Origin of the sequence: Bacillus sp. DU-106 (assembly GCF_004799705.1) — a bacterium.
Lineage (GTDB): Bacteria > Bacillota > Bacilli > Bacillales > Bacillaceae_G > Bacillus_A > Bacillus_A cereus.
In genome coordinates this window covers 803,548-821,464 of the sequence record NZ_CP026607.1, presented here as the reverse complement: position 1 = coordinate 821,464, position 17,917 = coordinate 803,548, and the positions used below count along the sequence as shown (strand labels likewise).

The window sequence follows — 17,917 nt, the reverse complement described above, 5'->3', positions numbered from 1 at the left end:
CCCTATATGTGTATGTCCCCCAGAGTCTTTTGCCTGTACTATTCATCTATTTTCAAAAAATATTCATGTGACTAGATAGATTCTGTTTTGTTTCTTTTTTTCATATATTTATAGACAAAGATACTAGCAACGATAAGAATAACGCCTCCTAATATCGGTAACATATATTGCCCAACAACATCCGCTGCTTTTTCCCAATGTGGACCTAATTTCATTCCAAAATAAACATACAAAGTTGTTAACGGGAACATTGCTACAAATGTATATATACTAAATTTCCATATGTTCATTTTCGCCATACCACATGGAACAGAAATAAGCGTTCGAACTCCTGGCACAAAGCGTCCAACAAATGCTACAACCGGTCCATATTTCTCAAAGAAATCATCTGCTTTTTGAATTTGTTCTTCTTTAATGAAGAAGTATTTCCCGTATTTTATTAATAGAGGACGACCACCGTAATAACCGAGTGCATATAACGTTAAAGGTCCTGTCGTTCCGCCGAGGGTTCCGGCTAATACAGCAAGCCAAAAATTCATATCTCCCTCGTACACCCAATAACCAACCATGGGCAAAACTACTTCTGCTGGAATAAATTCAAACGTTAATGCTAACACAACTCCAAAATAAGAAAATTGCTTTAAAAACTCGATTATATCTAAAATAATTTGCTCCATATTTTCTACCCCAACTCCTATCCTACGTTTACGTTATGCTTTTCTTGTAATTGAACTGGCGCCATTTTTACAATTCGGTTCAAAATAAATAATACAATTCCAATATCATCTAAAATACCGATAAACGGTAAGAAGTCTGGAATTAAATCGAGCGGCATCGCAACATAACCAACTAAAAACGCAATAGATAAAATTTTCTTCTTTATTGAAACCTCTTTTGAAGTGAAAAAGTCAAATAGGAATGGAACAAATCGGCGAACATGAAATACAACTCTTAATCTACTAATAAGTTTTTTCATTTTTATATCTCCTCTCTTTGTATACAAAAAGGCCCCTACCAAACATGGTAAGGGTCCTAAAAAAGACAATAAGGGGCCTTTACCATTGCTGGTAAAGGTCTCACTAACAACGAAACGTTGCCAATAAAGCCGAGGGTTTCTCCCTGTAATGACGACTTTACTGTAATAAGTTACTCCCCTTTATATACACAATTTTATACAATCACATTAAAATATTTTGGAGGGCTTGTCAATATATTTTATATCCCACATCCTCCTGCTTAACATTCCGTAAAAACAAAAAACGTATAGGAAATTTCTTACTATCTCATAATATACATAATCATTTTTGAATGAAAGGAGAGGCTTCATTTGCATACCGTATGGAAAGGTGCCCTTTCACTTGGACTATTAAATATAGGAATCAAACTATACAGTGCCGTAGAAGAAAACGATATAAAGTTTTTAAGTCTTCATAAAGAATGCTTAACACCTATTAAATATAAAAAATTTGCTCCTGATTGTACGGATGAAGAAATTGATGATAAAGATATTGTAAAAGCCTATGAATACGCACCTCATAAGTACATTATTATGGATGAAAAAGAATTAGCTGAGTTGCAAAAAGCTCACGAACCAAGATCTATTCGTATTATATCTTTTATCCAAAATAACGAAATTGATTCTGTTCTCTACGATCGTTCTTATTTTATAGGCCCTACCTCAGGACATGAAAAATCATATTTATTATTAAAAGAAGCACTTGAACGTACGAATAAACTTGGTCTTATCCATATTTCCATTAGAAAAAAACAACATTTAGCTATTATCCGTAACTTTGAAGATGGGCTTATATTACAAACTATTCACTACCCTAATGAAATTCGCGATATAACAAATACACCTAACTTACCAAGTAACGAAAATTATCCGATTCAAAAACAAGAACTCACAGCAGCAATCAATTTAATCCACCATCTTACAAATCCTTTTGAACAAGAGATGTATACAGATGAGTATAAAGAAGCCCTTACCGAACTAATCGAAAACAAAATTGAACAACAGGAAAAAACCGAAACAATCTCTCCAACTCCAAACATCATCAATATTATGGAGACATTACAGGCAAGTATTGAACAAGCAAAAATAAAAAGAGAAAATAAAGCAGAAAAAGAGGCCAAATAAAATTGACCTCTTTTTTCTTTAAAGCGGATTACATTTTGGCATCTCAAGTCCAGACGATTGTGCTAATTTTAATAAGTAATAACATTCTTCTCTTGCCATATGATCCGCCATTCTAGCAGATAATGCACTTAATATTTCATTCGATAACTCCAGCTCTTCGACCTCATGGAGAAAATGCGAAAATAATTTTAACTCAAGTGAAACATCTTTTGTAAACTTCTTTAATGCAGGAAAATGATGAAGCTCTGTCCGTAAATACCCCGTCATTTCAACTGCCTTTAAATAAAATTGTTCAAAGTGCTTCGTAAATTCTTCGCTTTTCTCTTTTAATCTTTTTTCAACAAGATCTAATCCACCAGAAATAGACCCTGCATGGCCAGCCGCATCCGTTAACCAAACGAGATGATAATGTAATTCATGAAAAACAGGCGGAACTTCTCCTTTATTTAAAAATTCTAACACTGTTATATACTCTTCTACTTCGTTTACCATATGATTGATGAAAGTTGGCGTAAAATGAATAGTGATTTTTCCCTCGAGTTGTTTCTGTATAATACTTAATTTAAACGTTCGTATTTCCTTTGCGGCTCGTTCTGCCTCTTTTGAAAACGCAATGAGATTCACATTACGAACTTTATTTAACAGATTCGTAAATGTTTCAACAAAATAAGTGGCCTTTTTTATATCCTCTTTTTCCTTCGGAGCTAATGCATCAAGTAAAAATTGCGAATGATCAGTAAGCACCTTTAGCCAAAATTGATGCTCAAACAATGCACTTTCTTCATAATTCCTCTCCACTAAATCCCCTCCGTTTATTCGTCCTTCTCTATCACTTGAATTTTATATCCATCTGGGTCTTGTACTACAATACTCTTCTCACTTTTGTTTTCTGTATATGCAATTTTATAAAACACTAACCTCTTCTTTAAGTTCTCTATGTTAGAAATTGAAAACATTAGTACATCAACCGAATCCGTAACACTCTTCTCACGCCCACCCAAACTACGATTCATTACAAAACTAACTCTCATTGAATCAGCATCATACCAAACCCCTGTTACATCTAATTGGGGTCTTTCTAAACTAGGCTTGATTCCTAAAATCCCTTCATAAAAATACAAAGTTTCCTTTAAGTTTTTCACTTCCAATACAATGAATTGTTTCACATTCTCCACATTCATTCCCCCCGTACCTATTACTTTTTTATATGTGTCATAAAGGCCTATTATGTCTGAATACAATACGTAGTGATGAAGAATATAGGGAGGTTTATTAATGGATAAATATATGAAATCATATGTGCCATATCATAGTCCTCAAGATCCTTGTCCTCCTATTGGTAAAAAATATTACTCTACCCCTCCTAATTTATATTTAGGTTTTCAACCGCCAAATTTACCACAATTCTCACCGAAAGAAGCACTACAAAAAGGAACCTTATGGCCTATCTTTTATGATTATTACGAAAATCCTTATAAAAAAGGGCGGTGACTACTGACGTGAACCAGCCACTACCAGAAGAGTATTATCGACTTTTAGAGAATCTCCAAGAATTAGACTTTGTATTAGTTGAACTAACCCTTTACTTAGACACCCACCCAGACGATACAGCAGCTATTAACCAATTTAATGATTTTTCCTATAAACGAAGAGTATTAAAACAACAGATGGAAGAAAAATATGGACCGCTTCAACAGTATGGAAATAGCTATTCTAATGCCCCTTGGGAATGGAGCAAAGGTCCTTGGCCATGGCAAATATAAAGGAGAGAAACTATGTGGATTTATGAAAAAAAATTACAATACCCTGTTAAAGTAGGAACTTGTAATCCAGCACTTGCAAAATTATTAATTGAGCAATACGGTGGTGCAGATGGAGAATTAGCTGCTGCACTACGTTACTTAAATCAGCGTTATACAATCCCGGATAAAGTCATTGGCCTCCTTACCGATATTGGTACAGAAGAATTTGCGCATCTTGAAATGATTGCTACGATGGTTTATAAGCTGACAAAAGATGCGACTCCTGAACAGATGAAGGCAGCTGGTCTCGACCCTCATTACGTCGATCATGACAGCGCACTTCATTACCATAACGCAGCTGGTGTTCCATTTACTGCAACCTATATACAAGCTAAAGGTGATCCAATTGCCGACCTATACGAAGATATTGCGGCTGAAGAAAAAGCGCGTGCCACATATCAATGGCTTATCAACCAATCTGACGATCCCGACATAAATGACAGTTTACGCTTTTTACGCGAACGAGAAATTGTCCATTCACAACGTTTCCGAGAAGCGGTTGAAATTTTAAAAGAAGAACGCGATAGAAAAATATATTTTTAATACACGTATCCTAGCGATATGTGTTTTTTTTACGTTAAAAGTTAAATCCTTCCTATTAAACATACAAATAGTATATTTATTCGATTTAATGCATTATTTTTTAATTTTTTCAAAATTCCCTATTGCTTTCTAGTCATCAGACCTTTAAAATAATAACAGTTACTCGACAAATTATTTGAATTTTCGACAAAAATACTCATTAGGAGGATTTTCTTTATATGCGTACAACTTTGAAACCAGCGCAAATACTTTCGATTAGTTTATTACTCTTCGCAGTTTTCTTCGGTGCTGGTAATATGATTTTCCCGCCCCTTCTTGGCCTTTCTTCCGGAGAAAATATGTGGGTTTCCATTACAGGGTTTATTATTACAGACGTCGGTTTATCTTTACTTGCTATCGTTGCTGTTGCCCTTGCTGGTGGTAGTTTTAACACTTTAGCGAGCCGTGTTCATCCAAAATTCGCAGCAGTATTCGCTATCATTATTTATCTTTCAATCGGCCCACTATTTGTTATTCCACGAACTGGATCTGTATCTTATGAAATTGGGATTGCACCACTTTTCCCAGATCAATGGTATTCTATGTTAGTTTTTAGTGCGATTTTCTTTACAGTCGTTTACTTCTTATCATTAAATCCATCCAAGCTAGTAGATCATATCGGTAAAATATTAACGCCAATTTTACTTGTAATTATTGCAATTATGGCAACAAAAGCGATTCTTTCACCAGGAACGTTTGCAGAGCCTATCGGTGACTATAAAGACATCCCGTTTTTCAAAGGATTTCTTGAAGGATTTTTAACGTTAGATGCAATTGGCGCTCTCGTACTATCAACAATTGTTGTAAATGCAATTCGTCAAAACGGTATACAAGAGAAGAAATCTATCGCGAAATATACAATCATTTGCGGAAGTATCGCTGCTCTATTCTTAACAATTGTTTACTTCTTACTCGGTTATATCGGAGCTTCAAACGGAAACTTGGGACAATTCGAGAACGGTGGTCAACTATTAGCAACTGTTATGTACCAATTCTTTGGGACAAGCGGTAATGTTTTATTAAGTATCGCCATTATCTTCGCTTGTTTAACAACAGCAATTGGTGTTGTAAGTGCATTCGCCAACTATTTCGCAACAGTATTAACAAATGTTTCTTACAAAAAGCTCGTACTATACGTTTGTATCTTTAGTTTCGTTATTTCAAACTTAGGATTAAGCTTATTAATTAAAATCACACTACCTGTATTAATTATTTTGTACCCAATTACAATCATTTTAATTTTCGTATCATTTATCGATAAATATACGAAACGTAAACCTTCTGTCTACATCGGAGCAATGATCGCAGCATTCATTATTAGCTGTATTCATGCACTTGATAATGTGGGAATGATACCAAGTTTTATCGCTAATATCGTACACACGATTCCTTTTTATAACTTAGGAATCGGCTGGATCGTTCCAGCAATAATTGGTGGTATAATCGGATACTTTATTCCGCAAACAGAAGCTGAAGGTGAAGTTTCTGCAAAGTAAAAAGAAGCAAGCATGAAATCCATGCTTGCTTCTTTTTCTCTTCACATCGTATGTTTAAACGTAAACAACTCTTCCTTTGACTGTACAGCAGATTGTTCCTCTTCTACAACTTCCTTCTTTATCTCTCCCCCTAATCGAACTTTCAACATCGCCTCTTCTAGACTTTTTACAATCATATTTCCTGAAAAAATGGTAAGCCCGAAAAATGTAATTGGGACGAGAGGAATCCATGGATGCACTGTTAAAGATCTAAAATAGACTCCAATTAGCCCTGACCATTCATGTGTGTAAGATTCTATTTCTTCTATCGGTCCTAAAAACTTAACCGTTCCGCCAAAGAATATTTCTAGTAACCCTAAGTGCAGTAAAATAGTAAGAGTCTGCGTAAACTGCTGAAAAAATACAAGTATAAACGTCATATAAAGGTGCGGGAAAAGATGCTTTATAACAATATGTCTTCTCGATCCACCTAATATGCGTGCGGCATCAACAAATTCCTCCGTTCGCAATTTACGAACTTCCTTCGCAACATACAGTGCAATAACTGGCATTACAAGCATTACAAGTAAGACAACTTGAAACGAAGCCCTTTCAAAAAAGGTTGTTGTTTCCTCCCCGCTTCCAAATGCATTTGCAAATTGAAGAAAAAAATACGCAATCATAACTGTCGGAATAACTGTAAAACTATCAAAGAAAGCCTCAATTTTTGAAAACCCTCTTTTTATATACGTTCCGAGTACGACACCGAAAAACACACCTATTACCATTCTAAGTGCCGCAATTAAAATAGATATACCAATCGTCCACTTCGCGCCTTCAATAACTAAATGTAAAAGGTCGTATCCTTTCCGATCTGTCCCGAGTAAAAATTGTAATGAAGGTGAAAACGGTGGCACTTGTGGATTTTCATCCGCATCATATTGCAATGTAACTTGTCTAATATGTCCATCATTCCATAACGTATTTCCGATGCTCAAAAGAACTAATAGGAGAAGAAACCCAATGCTTATCCAAAATCTTTTATCACGTTTTATATACGTCCACATATTATAATCTCTCCTTCATCGCAGCCGGAATGAGATAATGAAACAATTTAAATAAAATAAAAATCGGAATATATATAAGAAGCACACTAACGATGAAAACCTCAACTCTAATACCAAAATAAGATTTCAAAAACATAAAAATACCACCCGTATTAAAAATCCATTCTATAATATATAAATTAGATAACATAAAAAAGATATTCGTTTTCGCAAAGAATAATGTACTAAGCAACACATTTCGTAAAATATGACGATTTAAAATATGAAAGCGCCCCAGCCCTTTCGCCTTAGCAAATAGTACATAATCTTTTTCTAGTTCATTTTCAAAACGAAGCACGACCATTTTTACAAACATAATCGTAGTCGGGATGCTCAAACAAAGTATCGGCAATCCTCTAATTGACTCGCCTCCAATTGAAGCAATTTGAAAAGGTAAAAAACCTGTTTGTTTAAAAAACCATATAACTAAAATTTGTGATACTAAAATAAGAAGGATATCTGGAATAGATTCTAGGAAGATAAGAAATGATTTAATTCGATGTTGTATACGCGGTGAACTACTCATAATTACATAAACAATACAAAATGCTACAAATAATGAAATAAAAAAAGCAGCTAAAAAAATAATAATCGTTTCTTTATAATGGACGAACAGCTGCGGAAATAAAAATTTACCTTTCACATATTGCAAATTGGAAATATCCATTAAGTTCACAAACACTTCTTTTAAACTCTGTATGTACTTTGATACATCCAGCTTAAATCCATAAAACAATTTCGGCAGAGCCCCTAACATAATAATCCCCAAAATCGAAATAATAAATTGAATTGTCACTTCCATCCCATTCAGAAAAACTTTTTTGACCACGTTTTCCCTTCTCTCTCTTTATATTTTACTCTCTAATTTTATTCTTAATTTTCTGAATTGTAAATATTCAATCATAAAAAATCACTAGGTTATGATCCTAGTGATTCTTTATGCGCATGCCTTTCTCTTTTTGCAAACGGCATATACAAAATAAAACACCCAATAAGCGCTGCGAGTTCTAATGAAATAATATAGTAAGGATGCGGTCCTAACATATCGAGTAATGAAGCTGTTTCTGGCTTATGAGCTAAAAACATATAATTACCGCCTGTTTTATAATTCACAAACGAAACAAGCGGAATCAATATGTTTAAAAATATCATCGTACGCTTAATAGATTGCAAGGTCGGTCTATAGCCTTCCACCCAAGTCATAAAGAGTGGTGCCCAAATGAGCAATATATGCGCGATAAAATATTCAATGAAACGAAAATGCGGAAAAGCATACTGCAAGTTTGGCGTTAAAATAGCTTGTGATGCACCAATAATTCCCGTGAAAAATACAATCTCATATATGCGGTAACTTTTCGTTACGATCATAATCGACGCTAATAATAAACTAATCGTACATAATTCAAACGGTAATGAAGTAGCTAGCTCAAAAATCCCCGCTTTCCACTCCCACATATGAAGCCCAATTTCACTACCTATAAATAAAAATGCAATTGCATATCGAACCGTTATATTCCACTCACTTTGACGTAATACATCTTGGTATTGATACAGAAAAAATATCCCCACCAACATAATAAATAATATAAGGGCATGTTGCCTTGAGTATGGAATAAATGGTTTTAATGGGTGTGCGCTAAAATAAGCTTCCATCTTCCTTCCTCCTTTCCTCCATACAATATTATTGTAAGAAAGAAACGACGAGTCAATTCATTTGCTTACACTAGGACAACCTCTACCTTACATTTACATATTCATACCTTACAAAACTGTAAGGTTATTGTAAGCTAAAACGATTTGTCAGATTCTTTACCTCTTCTATACTTAATGTAGATACTAAAACGAACGAAAAGGTGATAAATAGATGAAGAAGAAAAATAAAGTGTTAATTACTAGTGTAGTAGCAATCGGAATTGCAGCTGGATCATACTTTGCATTTGCTGGTGGCGGTTCAGATGTAGCAATGGCATATAGCGGATATAAAGTAACCGAAAAACAAATCCAAAACGCGCAAAAATTTGGTGGCGAAGTTATTCCAAATGGAATTGAAACTATTTCATTCGATCCAACAAAAGGAACATATGAATTAGCTGTGAAAAAAGGCGATGAAGTGAAAAAAGGTCAGCTTCTATTTAAATACAATGATCCGACTGCGAAACAAGGTGTAACAGAAGCAGAAATGCAAAAGAAAATCGCACAAAAAGAAGTAACGTTGCTCCAAAAACAAATTGATGTAGCGAAACAAAAATTACAAAAAGATAAAAATGCAGGCCTTCCTGCTGAAGCATTAAAAGCATCAGAAGCCGAAGTTGGGCAATTAGAATCACAAATTGAAATGAAAAAGTTTGAAGTTGAAAAAGCTGATGAAATGATTAAAGCAGCAAAAGAGAAAGTAAACAATCTTTCTGTAACAAGTCCTGCTGATGGCGTAATTGATGATATCGTAAAAACTGCTGACGAAAAAACAGGTATGAGCGGAATTACTCTTCGTCACGCTGGTCAATTTAAAGTAAAAGGTCAAATTTCTGAATATGAGCTTGCTAGTATGAAAGTTGGGCAAGAAGTAACTGTTTCATCAAAAACTGTCGCTGGTAAGACTTGGACAGGAAAAGTAACAGAAATCGGTTCTACACCATTAAAGAGCATGGATGAAAATAAAACTGTTTCTAACTATCAATTCACTGTCACATTAGATAATAGTGACGAATTACAAAACGGCTTCCACGTTTACGTAACAAGTAAATCTGGCGAAGCAACTGGTACAATTGTTCCGAAAAGCAGTATCGTGAAAAAAGGTGACAAAAATGTTGTCTTCGTTGTAAAAGACGGTAAGGCGAAAGAACAAGCAGTTACTGTTGAATTCGAGACTGATAGCGAAGCAAAAGTTTCTGGAGTGAAAAAAGGAGAGGAAATTATCTCTAAACCTGAAAAAGACTTAAAAGATGGTATGGAGGTTGTCGCCCAGTGATTAACTTAAAAGGCATCACGAAATCCTTCCAAAATGGTGCAGAGTCCGTTCAAATATTACACGGAATTGACGTAACACTGAACCAAGGAGAATTCACTTCAATTATGGGACCTTCTGGTTCTGGTAAATCAACATTAATGAACATTATCGGTTGCTTAGATAAACCGACGACAGGTACGTACGAACTAGCCGGTCAAAATATTTCAAACATGTCTGAAACAGAACTTGCACACGTACGTAATAAAGAGATCGGATTCGTATTCCAAAACTTCATGTTATTACCGAGACTTACAGCGCTTCAAAATGTAGAACTACCTCTTATTTACGCTGGAGTCGATAAAAAAGAAAGACGCGAGCGCTCATTAGCTGCTTTAACAAAAGTCGGTTTAGCTGATCGCGCTACTCACTTACCGAACGAATTATCAGGTGGACAAAAGCAGCGTGTCGCTGTTGCACGTGCAATCGTAAATAACCCAAAATTCATTTTAGCCGATGAACCGACAGGAGCACTTGATACGAAAACAAGTACACAAATTATGGACCTCTTTTACGAATTAAATAAACAAGGCTCAACAATCATTATGATTACCCATGACCGTGAAATCGGGGAAGCTGCAGCACGTCAAATTGTAATTCGTGACGGAAATATCGTCCAAGATTGGAGAGGTTAATTTTGAATACGAGTGAAAATATACGCATGGCCCTTTCCTCTATCTTTGCTCATAAAATGCGTTCTATCTTAACGATGTTAGGTATTATTATTGGGGTTAGTGCCATCATTACCATTATCTCGATTGGGGATGGAACAAATGCAAAGTTCCGCGAACAAATCGGGAATGAAAAAAAAGATCAGTTTTCTGTAAATTATAAGACAGAAGATTACTCAGATATGGACGGCAAAATTTCCTCAAGCATGTATGAAAGTATATCCAAAATTTCTGGTGTGCAAGAAGTTTATCCAGATGTAAAAGGAAAAGAAAAAGTATATGCAGGAAAAAAAGAATTAGATCTTGATATTACCGGTGCAAAAGGTGATTATTTTGAAGATACATCTAAATTCAAACTTGAGCACGGCAGATTTTTAACAGCAGCTGATTTAGACAGACCTGAACACACAATTGTATTAAATACAGATGCTTTTGATAAATTATATTCTTCATGGGAACCAAACTTATATGTAGATATAAAAGGTACACCATACAAAGTAGTTGGCGTATATTCAATAAAAGCAATGATGGGTGGCATGACATTTAAAGAAGGTGTCATTTCAGCAGAAAACTGGCCTGTACTATTCGGGAAAAACAACTACGATTCTGTAACGGTAAAAATTGCTCCTGGTCAAGATAAGGAAACTGTTCAAGAAGCAGTTGTAAAATCATTAAATGAAGCAAAAAAACCAGAGCATTCAGGTAAATTTGAAGTACCAGATCCACAAGAATTCTTAAAAGAAATTGATAGCTTCACAGGTATATTAAAAAGTGTATTCGGTGGTATTGCCGCTATTTCCTTACTTGTAGGTGGTATTGGTGTAATGAACATTATGCTAGTATCTGTAACAGAGCGTACACGCGAAATTGGTATTCGTAAAGCATTAGGTGCAACACGTGGTAAAGTATTAATGCAATTCTTAATCGAAGCTTGCATTTTAACAGCATTAGGTGGTTTTGTCGGATTTATGCTTGGAATCTTCTTCGCATGGATTGTCGCAATGTTTGCAGGATGGCCACTTGTCGTTTCACTAAAACTAGGACTTATCTCCGTTGCCCTATCTATGTTAATCGGTATACTATTCGGTTTACTACCAGCTAACAAAGCTGCCAAACTGGATCCAATTGAATGTTTACGATATGAATAAACAAAAACGTAGGAGTTTACACTCCTGCGTTTTTTATTTATCTACTAAATTGAGTTTCTTCTATTATATATGTTTCACGTTACAACTACCATTCTAATACTCTTCATTATTTATAGGTACTAAGGCTATTATCTAATTCTATTATTGCAAAAATACTATGTAACAGACGAAAATCAAGGCGTAATTTTTTCCATACTTCGACTGATTTTGTAACAATTATATCGATATTTTATTAAATTTCACCTCATTTATATATTTTCACGCCTAAAAAGATTATCGTTTCATAACTAAATTTCCATTCAAACAGTAAAATAAGCTATTTTTGTAACGCTATAGATATCATCAAGAAATATTACTGTAACATTATTAACGTTACAGTAATTGAAATACTACTCATTTTGTGTTTCATATGCCCTAATACGCCAAAAAACAACAAGGAAGCGCTATCAGGATATTTATGGAATTGTTACAGAATATTAATGCCCCGTTACGAAAGCTTTGTAATTTTATGTTTTTCGCAAATAAGAAAATAATGGTTGCTATAATGAGGTCAACGAAAACAAATGCAATGGAGGCTATTATGAAAAAATTTATGGGTATAGCAACAGCAGCGGTTTTTGGTCTTGGGATTTTCACAACATCTGCTAAAGCAGAAACAATCGTAACGACTGACGTACTAAACGTACGAGAAAACCCAACTACTGAATCAAAAGTTGTAGGAAAATTATTAGATGGATATAAAGTAAATGTTTTACATACAGAAAATGGTTGGTCAAAAGTTCAATTGAATAGCGGTAAAGAAGCTTTCATAAGCGCTGACTATACAAAAGACACTTACTACGTAACAGCAAACGTATTAAACGTACGTGCTGGGGCAAACACAGACTCAGAGATTCTTGGTAAGTTGAAAAAAGATGATGTAATTGAAACAACACACCAAGTACAAAATGATTGGATTCAATTTGAATATAACGGAAAAACAGCTTATGTTCATGTTCCTTACTTAACAGGTAAAGCACCAGTTAAAGTTCAACCAGTAGCTAAAGTTGAAAAAACGACTACAGTTCAAGATACAGCTAAAGTTCGTGAAGCAGCTAAAGCTCAGGAAGTAGCTGAAACTCAAGCAAAAGCTAAAGCAGTGGAAGCAACTAAAGCTCGCGAAGCAGCTGAAGCTCAAGCAGAAGTTAAAGCTCAAGAAGCGGCTAAAGCTCGTGAAGCAGCTAAGGCTCAAGAAGCAGCTAAAGCTCAGGCAGATGCTGAAGCTCAAGCAGAAGTTAAAGCTCAAGAGGCAGCTAAAGCTCGTGAAGCAGCTAAAGCTCAAGCAGATGCTGAAGCTCAAGCAGCGGCTAAGGCTCAAGAAGCAGCTAAAGCTCGTGAAGCAGCTAAAGCTCAAGAGGCAGCTGAAGCTCGTGAAGCAGCTAAGGCTCAAGAAGCTCGTGAAGCGGCTAAGGCTCAAGAAGCGGCTAAGGCTCAAGAAGCGGCTAAGGCTCAAGAAGCGGCTAAAGCTCAAAAACCAGCTACACAACAACCTGTTGCAAAAGAAACTGAAACAAGTACACCATCATCTTCTCGTGAGTTACGTGTTGTAGCAACAGCTTACACAGCAGATCCACTTGAAAATGGTTATAAAGCAGGCGACCAAGTAAAATCAGCTTTAGGCCACAACTTAACAGCTAATCCAAACATGAAACTAATTGCAGTTGATCCAAGTGTCATTCCATTAGGTTCAAAAGTATGGGTTGAAGGTTACGGAGTAGCAATCGCTGGTGATACTGGTGGAGCTATTAAAGGTAATAAAATCGACGTTTTAATGCCAGATAAAGGTTCATCAAGTAGCTGGGGACGTAAAACAGTTACAGTTAAAGTATTAAACTAGTTATAAAAAAGAGCCAGTCTCATCGTTGAGACTGGCTCCTTTTCTATAATTATTACATTCTTTCTTTCTCTTGAAAGTAAGCAATATTGTCTCGAAGCCACTCCCTCTCCGACATAAACAAGTTTCCACGTTTTTTGTATACCTTATCAAATATCTTTAAAACTTCTTCATGATTAGCAAGCTTATGTAAGAAACGAAGAGCAATGATAATCTCTGCTTCATCCGTAGGCTCTACTTCATTTTTACGTCTTCTAGCAACAATTTTATTCACACGTTCGCAAATTGCTCTCATTGCCATTTCGTCGCCATACGTATAAATAGCTCGAACAGCTTCATATTTCACCATAACATTTCTATCATGTAAAGCTTCAATATAAACTATTTGTAAGTCCGATCCCCCTATTTTTGCTAAAACCTCAATAACGGTTGAACGAACATAGGCACTATTACTATATAAAAGCTTTGTTAACGGCAGAATCGATTGCTTCGTTCCAATCTCAAACAATGTATAACAAATATGTGTAATCTCATCTTTATTTTCTTCAGTATCCAACAACTTTAGCAACGCACTTTCCGCTTCTAACGATTTATATAACTTTAAGGAAGCAACTGCCCAATAACGAACACTATCGTTTTTATGATAAATATACGGAATGATTTTATTTGTACTACTTATTTCTGGCAATGTATAAATATTACTAAGCAGTTCACTTAACAAAGTCGGGCTTTGTTCACATTCCAAACGATCTATAAGATAATCAGCAATATAGATTTCCTTCGTATTGATGGCGAGTTTCGTCATTAAATAATAAATATCTTTCTTCATAGATACCTTTTTTGCTTTGATTACCTTCTGCTGTAAATAAGGAAAAGTTAATAAGTCATTTAACGCTTTTGCTTCATCATACGCACGATGCCAAATCTCTGTTTCCTCATCAGCCATCCGCCTTAATAAATCATCTATATACTCTTCCATCTCCTTCTCTCCCGTCCAAATTAAGTCTATCTCTTTGCATTCTATATACGATAGATTACTATTTCAACAGAAAAAAGAGGATGTCACAGCATCCTCTCCTTCTCTTCCCTATTCCACACAAGTAAACTGCGTCCAAGCTCCTACATAATCTAGTAAGAATAACTCCTCTTCTGCAATTGTACCGACAATATTTTTCCGTTCATCTATCGGCATTTCTTTCAGAATGATTTGCAGTTCACCTTTATACTTACCAAATGAATTGTTTCCAATTACAACTTGCCCTCTTTCCTGCAGCACACTTTCACGCACTGGGAAGTCATAATCTTTGTACTTTTTACGTACTTCTGTAGAACGTACCATATACTCTGTTATGTCGCCGCGCCTTACGTGTAATTCTTGCAGCGTAGCTCTCTTCTCTACTTCAGTCGCTTCGTCTACAAAGTGCACTTTTAGCTGTAACATGTAGCGATTTAAGTTTCCTAGTTTCTCTAACTCTTCCTCACTCGCATAAGCATTTCCGATAATGACATCATCAATTAACCCTGTTGCCCATAAATGCTTCGCTTGTACTTCAATTGGTAAATTACGATGCTCTTCTAATGTACATAATCCATCGTTAATATCCCATGGACCGATGTTTGCGACATGTGATGTAATAAAGGCTGCACTGCGAATACCATGCTTTTTAAAGCGTTCACTACAGCGAATGAAATAATCGTATGGAAGACCAGTGAATTTTTGCGGATAAAAATTATGGCAACCAATTAAAGCTGATTTATTCGCTTGATGCGAAAGAATATTTTCTAAGTACGCAATATCGTTACTTACATTTAACTCAATTTTTAAACCGTACGGATTATTCGTCATTTTCGCTTCCGTTAATCCGTCAAAACCTACATCTAAACGAATACCGTCTGCGCCTAATTCTGCGAAAAATGATAGATCGCTATAACTAATACCAAGCTGATCAAACACAGCTGGAGCTACATCTAAAATAACTTCCATATTGTTATCTTTTGCGTGATTGATAATCTCTTTAAATTCAGCTACAATTTCTTCTTTCGGACGATTCACAGATAACAAACAAGTAAATATTCTTGAGAAACCGTGTCGTGCCGCTGCGGAAATATAAGCCATATCTTTTTCTTTCGTTGAATGTTCTGGATAAAGTGAAATTCCTAATTTACGCTCCATGCTTTTGCATCTCCTTCACACGTTGTATTAATGCCATGCTCGTAAATCTATATTTTGCAGATAAACACGTTGCACATAAAATTGTCGGTACAATAATTACGTACGGTGATTGCAATCCTAACATTACATATGCACCCATTGAACAACCGATAAATAAAACTGATACTAGTAGTAACACTAATAAAGATTTACTTTGTACCCATTTCGAATAATGGGCAATACACTGTCCGACCACGAATGTAATTAAGATGATAATTGCTCCGAGCATTCTGTTTTCTCCTCTCCTGCTAATTGTTGTTTCTCATACATTTTGAAGAATGGATAGTAAATAACGAATGAGATGACAAAGTTAACAAGTACAAGTACACCAGCCATAATTGTCCAGTCCGTACTAATTACCGCTGCAATTGGTGCTAACATCGTAAATGGCAGTTTCGCCATCATAAGTGGAATCATACCTGAAACAACTGCAAAATATGATACTGTCGTTGTCACTAACGGTGTAATAACGAACGGAATAATTAGAATTGGGTTCATTACAATCGGTGCCCCAAAAATAATTGGTTCGTTAATATTGAATAAACCTGGTACGAATGATAATCTACCTAACTCTTTTAGGAACTTAGATTTAGAGAACATAAACATAATTACTAAAGCTAACGTTGAGCCTGATCCGCCAATCCATACGAACCATTGAATAAATTGCTCTGTAAATAAGTTTGGTAACTGATGTGCATTTCCTGTAGCCGTGAATACTTCCATATTTTCAAGAATTGCTGAATCCCACATCGGACGAATAATTGGTCCTAAAATCGCTGGTCCATGTATACCGAATGACCAGAAAAACACGATTAAGAATACTGTTAATAAACCACCGAATAAATTATTTCCTACTAATACTGATTTTAATGGTGCGATTAAATATGTGATCGTTGTATTCACATCAAATTTCAAACCGTAGCGAATGCCCCAGAATAAAAGAATAACTGCTAATGTTGGAATTAATGCTGCAAACGAATTCGAAACTGCTGGTGGTACACTATCTGGTAATTTAATCGAGATATTATGCTTAATCATAAAATGATAAATTTCTACTGCAATTAATGCTGTAACAATTGCGCCGAATAAAGACGTTGCACTTAATGTTCCTACTGAAATATATCTCCCTGCATCAATAACACCTGGTACAGCTTTCGTAATTTGAATTGGTTCAACTGATGCTAGTAAAAAGGCGAGTACAGATAATAACCCTGCACTTAACTGATTGAGCTGATAAAAGTTCGCGAGCGAAGCCCCTACACCAAACGCTGCGTATAACGCCATTAGTCCTACTGTAAATCGGAATGGAATATCTAAAATATGGCGAAACGGTGCGATCCATTCCATATATGCATCAATTGGTAAATTTAAAAAGATAACAAAAAATGATCCGACGATCGTTAACGGTAATGTAGAAATAACCCCGTTTCGAATTGCTAATAAATGTCGTTGTCCTGCAATCTTTTGCGTTGTTGGCATAATCTTTTGTTCCATAAAACTCATAAACCCATTCATCAATAGCCCTCCTCTTTCTCTCTACTATAAAAGAACGAAACAAACTTTATAACATTATAATGTTTATATTTAAAAAGATATAATTATGCTAAAGCTAATTGTTCTGCTTGCTTAAGCACCTTCAAACCATCACACATGCCATAATCTCGTTGGTCTATAATCGCAACTGGTATATTGTATGAATTTGCAAGAAACTCTACAGCTGGAAATAAATATTTCACCTGTGGGCCAATTAAAACGACATCGGCTTCCTTAATTTCAAGCTTCACTAGTTCTGAATCAACTGCCTTAATTTTATAATTCTTCCCCTGTTTCTTTGCCTCTTCTTGCATTTTTCTTACGACCATACTCGTTGACATACCTGCTGCACAACATAATAAAATGTACAT

Annotated in this window: 21 protein-coding genes; 9 read left to right on the top strand and 12 right to left on the bottom strand. The window is 35.4% G+C overall.

All coding sequences use genetic code 11. From position 1 onward, the window contains the following. Positions 1-71: 71 nt before the first annotated feature. Complete coding sequence (locus C3Y97_RS04300; protein ID WP_000435017.1) at positions 72-677, bottom strand: DedA family protein; 606 nt, start codon at positions 675-677, stop codon at positions 72-74. 17 nt (positions 678-694) lie between these two features. After that, the gene (locus C3Y97_RS04295; RefSeq protein ID WP_000733844.1) at positions 695-976 is read right to left on the bottom strand and encodes a YkvA family protein; all 282 of its coding nucleotides are present in this window, start codon (positions 974-976) and stop codon (positions 695-697) included. 351 nt (positions 977-1,327) lie between these two features. On the opposite strand from C3Y97_RS04295, the gene ku reads away from it, so the two are divergent. Further along, complete coding sequence (gene ku, locus C3Y97_RS04290; RefSeq protein WP_000557737.1) at positions 1,328-2,140, top strand: non-homologous end joining protein Ku; 813 nt, start codon at positions 1,328-1,330, stop codon at positions 2,138-2,140. An 18-nt stretch (positions 2,141-2,158) separates the two neighbouring features. On the opposite strand, the gene C3Y97_RS04285 is transcribed toward ku, so the two are convergent. Next, complete coding sequence (locus C3Y97_RS04285) at positions 2,159-2,938, bottom strand: DUF2935 domain-containing protein (RefSeq protein ID WP_000440988.1); 780 nt, start codon at positions 2,936-2,938, stop codon at positions 2,159-2,161. Positions 2,939-2,952: 14 nt separating this feature from the next. Then, a complete protein-coding gene (locus C3Y97_RS04280) occupies positions 2,953-3,381 on the bottom strand; it encodes a VOC family protein (protein WP_162837398.1) in 429 nt (142 codons plus the stop codon). Positions 3,382-3,415: 34 nt separating this feature from the next. On the opposite strand from C3Y97_RS04280, the gene C3Y97_RS04275 reads away from it, so the two are divergent. The 4 genes from C3Y97_RS04275 to brnQ2 all read left to right on the top strand — a co-directional run bounded on the left by C3Y97_RS04275 (position 3,416) and on the right by brnQ2 (position 6,020). Next, positions 3,416-3,631, top strand: a complete 216-nt coding sequence (locus C3Y97_RS04275; RefSeq protein ID WP_000362187.1) for a spore coat associated protein CotJA — start codon at positions 3,416-3,418, stop codon at positions 3,629-3,631. An 8-nt stretch (positions 3,632-3,639) separates the two neighbouring features. After that, complete coding sequence (cotJB, locus tag C3Y97_RS04270) at positions 3,640-3,903, top strand: spore coat protein CotJB (RefSeq protein WP_001075543.1); 264 nt, start codon at positions 3,640-3,642, stop codon at positions 3,901-3,903. 12 nt (positions 3,904-3,915) lie between these two features. After that, positions 3,916-4,485 carry a spore coat protein CotJC gene (cotJC, locus tag C3Y97_RS04265; RefSeq protein ID WP_000265278.1) on the top strand — a complete coding sequence of 190 codons (570 nt, stop codon included), beginning with the start codon at positions 3,916-3,918 and terminating at the stop codon, positions 4,483-4,485. 218 nt (positions 4,486-4,703) lie between these two features. Beyond that, the gene (gene brnQ2, locus C3Y97_RS04260) at positions 4,704-6,020 is read left to right on the top strand and encodes a branched-chain amino acid transport system II carrier protein BrnQ2 (RefSeq protein WP_001260934.1); all 1,317 of its coding nucleotides are present in this window, start codon (positions 4,704-4,706) and stop codon (positions 6,018-6,020) included. A 41-nt stretch (positions 6,021-6,061) separates the two neighbouring features. Here brnQ2 and C3Y97_RS04255 read toward each other — a convergent pair whose 3' ends face one another. From C3Y97_RS04255 to C3Y97_RS04245, 3 genes are all read right to left on the bottom strand, one after another. Then, positions 6,062-7,066 (bottom strand): ABC transporter permease, encoded by a 1,005-nt coding sequence (locus C3Y97_RS04255; RefSeq protein WP_136363042.1) that lies wholly within the window; start codon positions 7,064-7,066, stop codon positions 6,062-6,064. 1 nt (position 7,067) lies between these two features. Beyond that, a complete protein-coding gene (locus tag C3Y97_RS04250) occupies positions 7,068-7,934 on the bottom strand; it encodes an ABC transporter permease subunit (RefSeq protein WP_000239670.1) in 867 nt (288 codons plus the stop codon). Between the two features lie 89 nt (positions 7,935-8,023). Further along, positions 8,024-8,758 (bottom strand): YwaF family protein, encoded by a 735-nt coding sequence (locus tag C3Y97_RS04245; RefSeq protein WP_000388698.1) that lies wholly within the window; start codon positions 8,756-8,758, stop codon positions 8,024-8,026. 211 nt (positions 8,759-8,969) lie between these two features. Between C3Y97_RS04245 and C3Y97_RS04240 the strand changes: the two genes are divergently transcribed. The 4 genes from C3Y97_RS04240 to entC all read left to right on the top strand — a co-directional run bounded on the left by C3Y97_RS04240 (position 8,970) and on the right by entC (position 13,804). Beyond that, a complete protein-coding gene (locus tag C3Y97_RS04240; RefSeq protein ID WP_000728807.1) occupies positions 8,970-10,073 on the top strand; it encodes an efflux RND transporter periplasmic adaptor subunit in 1,104 nt (367 codons plus the stop codon). Continuing rightward, complete coding sequence (locus C3Y97_RS04235; RefSeq protein ID WP_000609100.1) at positions 10,070-10,744, top strand: ABC transporter ATP-binding protein; 675 nt, start codon at positions 10,070-10,072, stop codon at positions 10,742-10,744. Before C3Y97_RS04240 ends, C3Y97_RS04235 begins: the two co-directional genes overlap by 4 nt. Positions 10,745-10,770: 26 nt before the next feature. Next, positions 10,771-11,928 carry an ABC transporter permease gene (locus tag C3Y97_RS04230; RefSeq protein WP_002197439.1) on the top strand — a complete coding sequence of 386 codons (1,158 nt, stop codon included), beginning with the start codon at positions 10,771-10,773 and terminating at the stop codon, positions 11,926-11,928. Between the two features lie 457 nt (positions 11,929-12,385). Further along, positions 12,386-13,804, top strand: a complete 1,419-nt coding sequence (gene entC, locus C3Y97_RS04225) for a cell wall-binding protein EntC (protein WP_136363039.1) — start codon at positions 12,386-12,388, stop codon at positions 13,802-13,804. A gap of 52 nt (positions 13,805-13,856) precedes the next feature. On the opposite strand, the gene C3Y97_RS04220 is transcribed toward entC, so the two are convergent. The 5 genes from C3Y97_RS04220 to C3Y97_RS04200 all read right to left on the bottom strand — a co-directional run bounded on the left by C3Y97_RS04220 (position 13,857) and on the right by C3Y97_RS04200 (position 17,917). Next, entirely contained in the window at positions 13,857-14,780 is a 924-nt protein-coding gene (locus C3Y97_RS04220) for a HEAT repeat domain-containing protein (RefSeq protein ID WP_136363037.1), read from the bottom strand. A 108-nt stretch (positions 14,781-14,888) separates the two neighbouring features. Next, on the bottom strand, positions 14,889-15,974 hold the full coding sequence (locus tag C3Y97_RS04215) for a DUF871 domain-containing protein (RefSeq protein WP_000440054.1): 1,086 nt from the start codon (positions 15,972-15,974) through the stop codon (positions 14,889-14,891). Then, on the bottom strand, positions 15,964-16,242 hold the full coding sequence (locus C3Y97_RS04210; protein WP_000900048.1) for a hypothetical protein: 279 nt from the start codon (positions 16,240-16,242) through the stop codon (positions 15,964-15,966). The genes C3Y97_RS04215 and C3Y97_RS04210 overlap by 11 nt, the downstream gene beginning before the upstream one ends. Then, positions 16,218-17,528 carry a PTS sugar transporter subunit IIC gene (locus C3Y97_RS04205; protein ID WP_001013053.1) on the bottom strand — a complete coding sequence of 437 codons (1,311 nt, stop codon included), beginning with the start codon at positions 17,526-17,528 and terminating at the stop codon, positions 16,218-16,220. The genes C3Y97_RS04210 and C3Y97_RS04205 overlap by 25 nt, the downstream gene beginning before the upstream one ends. Positions 17,529-17,611: 83 nt before the next feature. After that, positions 17,612-17,917: a PTS sugar transporter subunit IIB gene (locus C3Y97_RS04200; protein WP_000275641.1), complete on the bottom strand. Its 306-nt coding sequence runs from the start codon at positions 17,915-17,917 to the stop codon at positions 17,612-17,614.

Excerpts from the sequence above, each read along its gene's own strand:
- C3Y97_RS04245 (WP_000388698.1), bottom strand. The coding sequence starts at position 8,758 with ATGGAAGCTTATTTTAGCGCACACCCATTAAAACCATTTATTCCATAC.
- C3Y97_RS04295 (WP_000733844.1), bottom strand. The coding sequence starts at position 976 with ATGAAAAAACTTATTAGTAGATTAAGAGTTGTATTTCATGTTCGCCGA.
- C3Y97_RS04255 (WP_136363042.1), bottom strand. The coding sequence starts at position 7,066 with ATGTGGACGTATATAAAACGTGATAAAAGATTTTGGATAAGCATTGGG.
- C3Y97_RS04215 (WP_000440054.1), bottom strand. The coding sequence starts at position 15,974 with ATGGAGCGTAAATTAGGAATTTCACTTTATCCAGAACATTCAACGAAA.
- C3Y97_RS04275 (WP_000362187.1), top strand. The coding sequence starts at position 3,416 with ATGGATAAATATATGAAATCATATGTGCCATATCATAGTCCTCAAGAT.
- brnQ2 (WP_001260934.1), top strand. The coding sequence starts at position 4,704 with ATGCGTACAACTTTGAAACCAGCGCAAATACTTTCGATTAGTTTATTA.
- C3Y97_RS04300 (WP_000435017.1), bottom strand. The coding sequence starts at position 677 with ATGGAGCAAATTATTTTAGATATAATCGAGTTTTTAAAGCAATTTTCT.
- entC (WP_136363039.1), top strand. The coding sequence starts at position 12,386 with ATGGAATTGTTACAGAATATTAATGCCCCGTTACGAAAGCTTTGTAAT.
- C3Y97_RS04210 (WP_000900048.1), bottom strand. The coding sequence starts at position 16,242 with ATGCTCGGAGCAATTATCATCTTAATTACATTCGTGGTCGGACAGTGT.
- C3Y97_RS04205 (WP_001013053.1), bottom strand. The coding sequence starts at position 17,528 with ATGAATGGGTTTATGAGTTTTATGGAACAAAAGATTATGCCAACAACG.
- C3Y97_RS04240 (WP_000728807.1), top strand. The coding sequence starts at position 8,970 with ATGAAGAAGAAAAATAAAGTGTTAATTACTAGTGTAGTAGCAATCGGA.
- cotJC (WP_000265278.1), top strand. The coding sequence starts at position 3,916 with ATGTGGATTTATGAAAAAAAATTACAATACCCTGTTAAAGTAGGAACT.
- C3Y97_RS04230 (WP_002197439.1), top strand. The coding sequence starts at position 10,771 with ATGGCCCTTTCCTCTATCTTTGCTCATAAAATGCGTTCTATCTTAACG.
- C3Y97_RS04200 (WP_000275641.1), bottom strand. The coding sequence starts at position 17,917 with ATGTACATTTTATTATGTTGTGCAGCAGGTATGTCAACGAGTATGGTC.
- C3Y97_RS04220 (WP_136363037.1), bottom strand. The coding sequence starts at position 14,780 with ATGGAAGAGTATATAGATGATTTATTAAGGCGGATGGCTGATGAGGAA.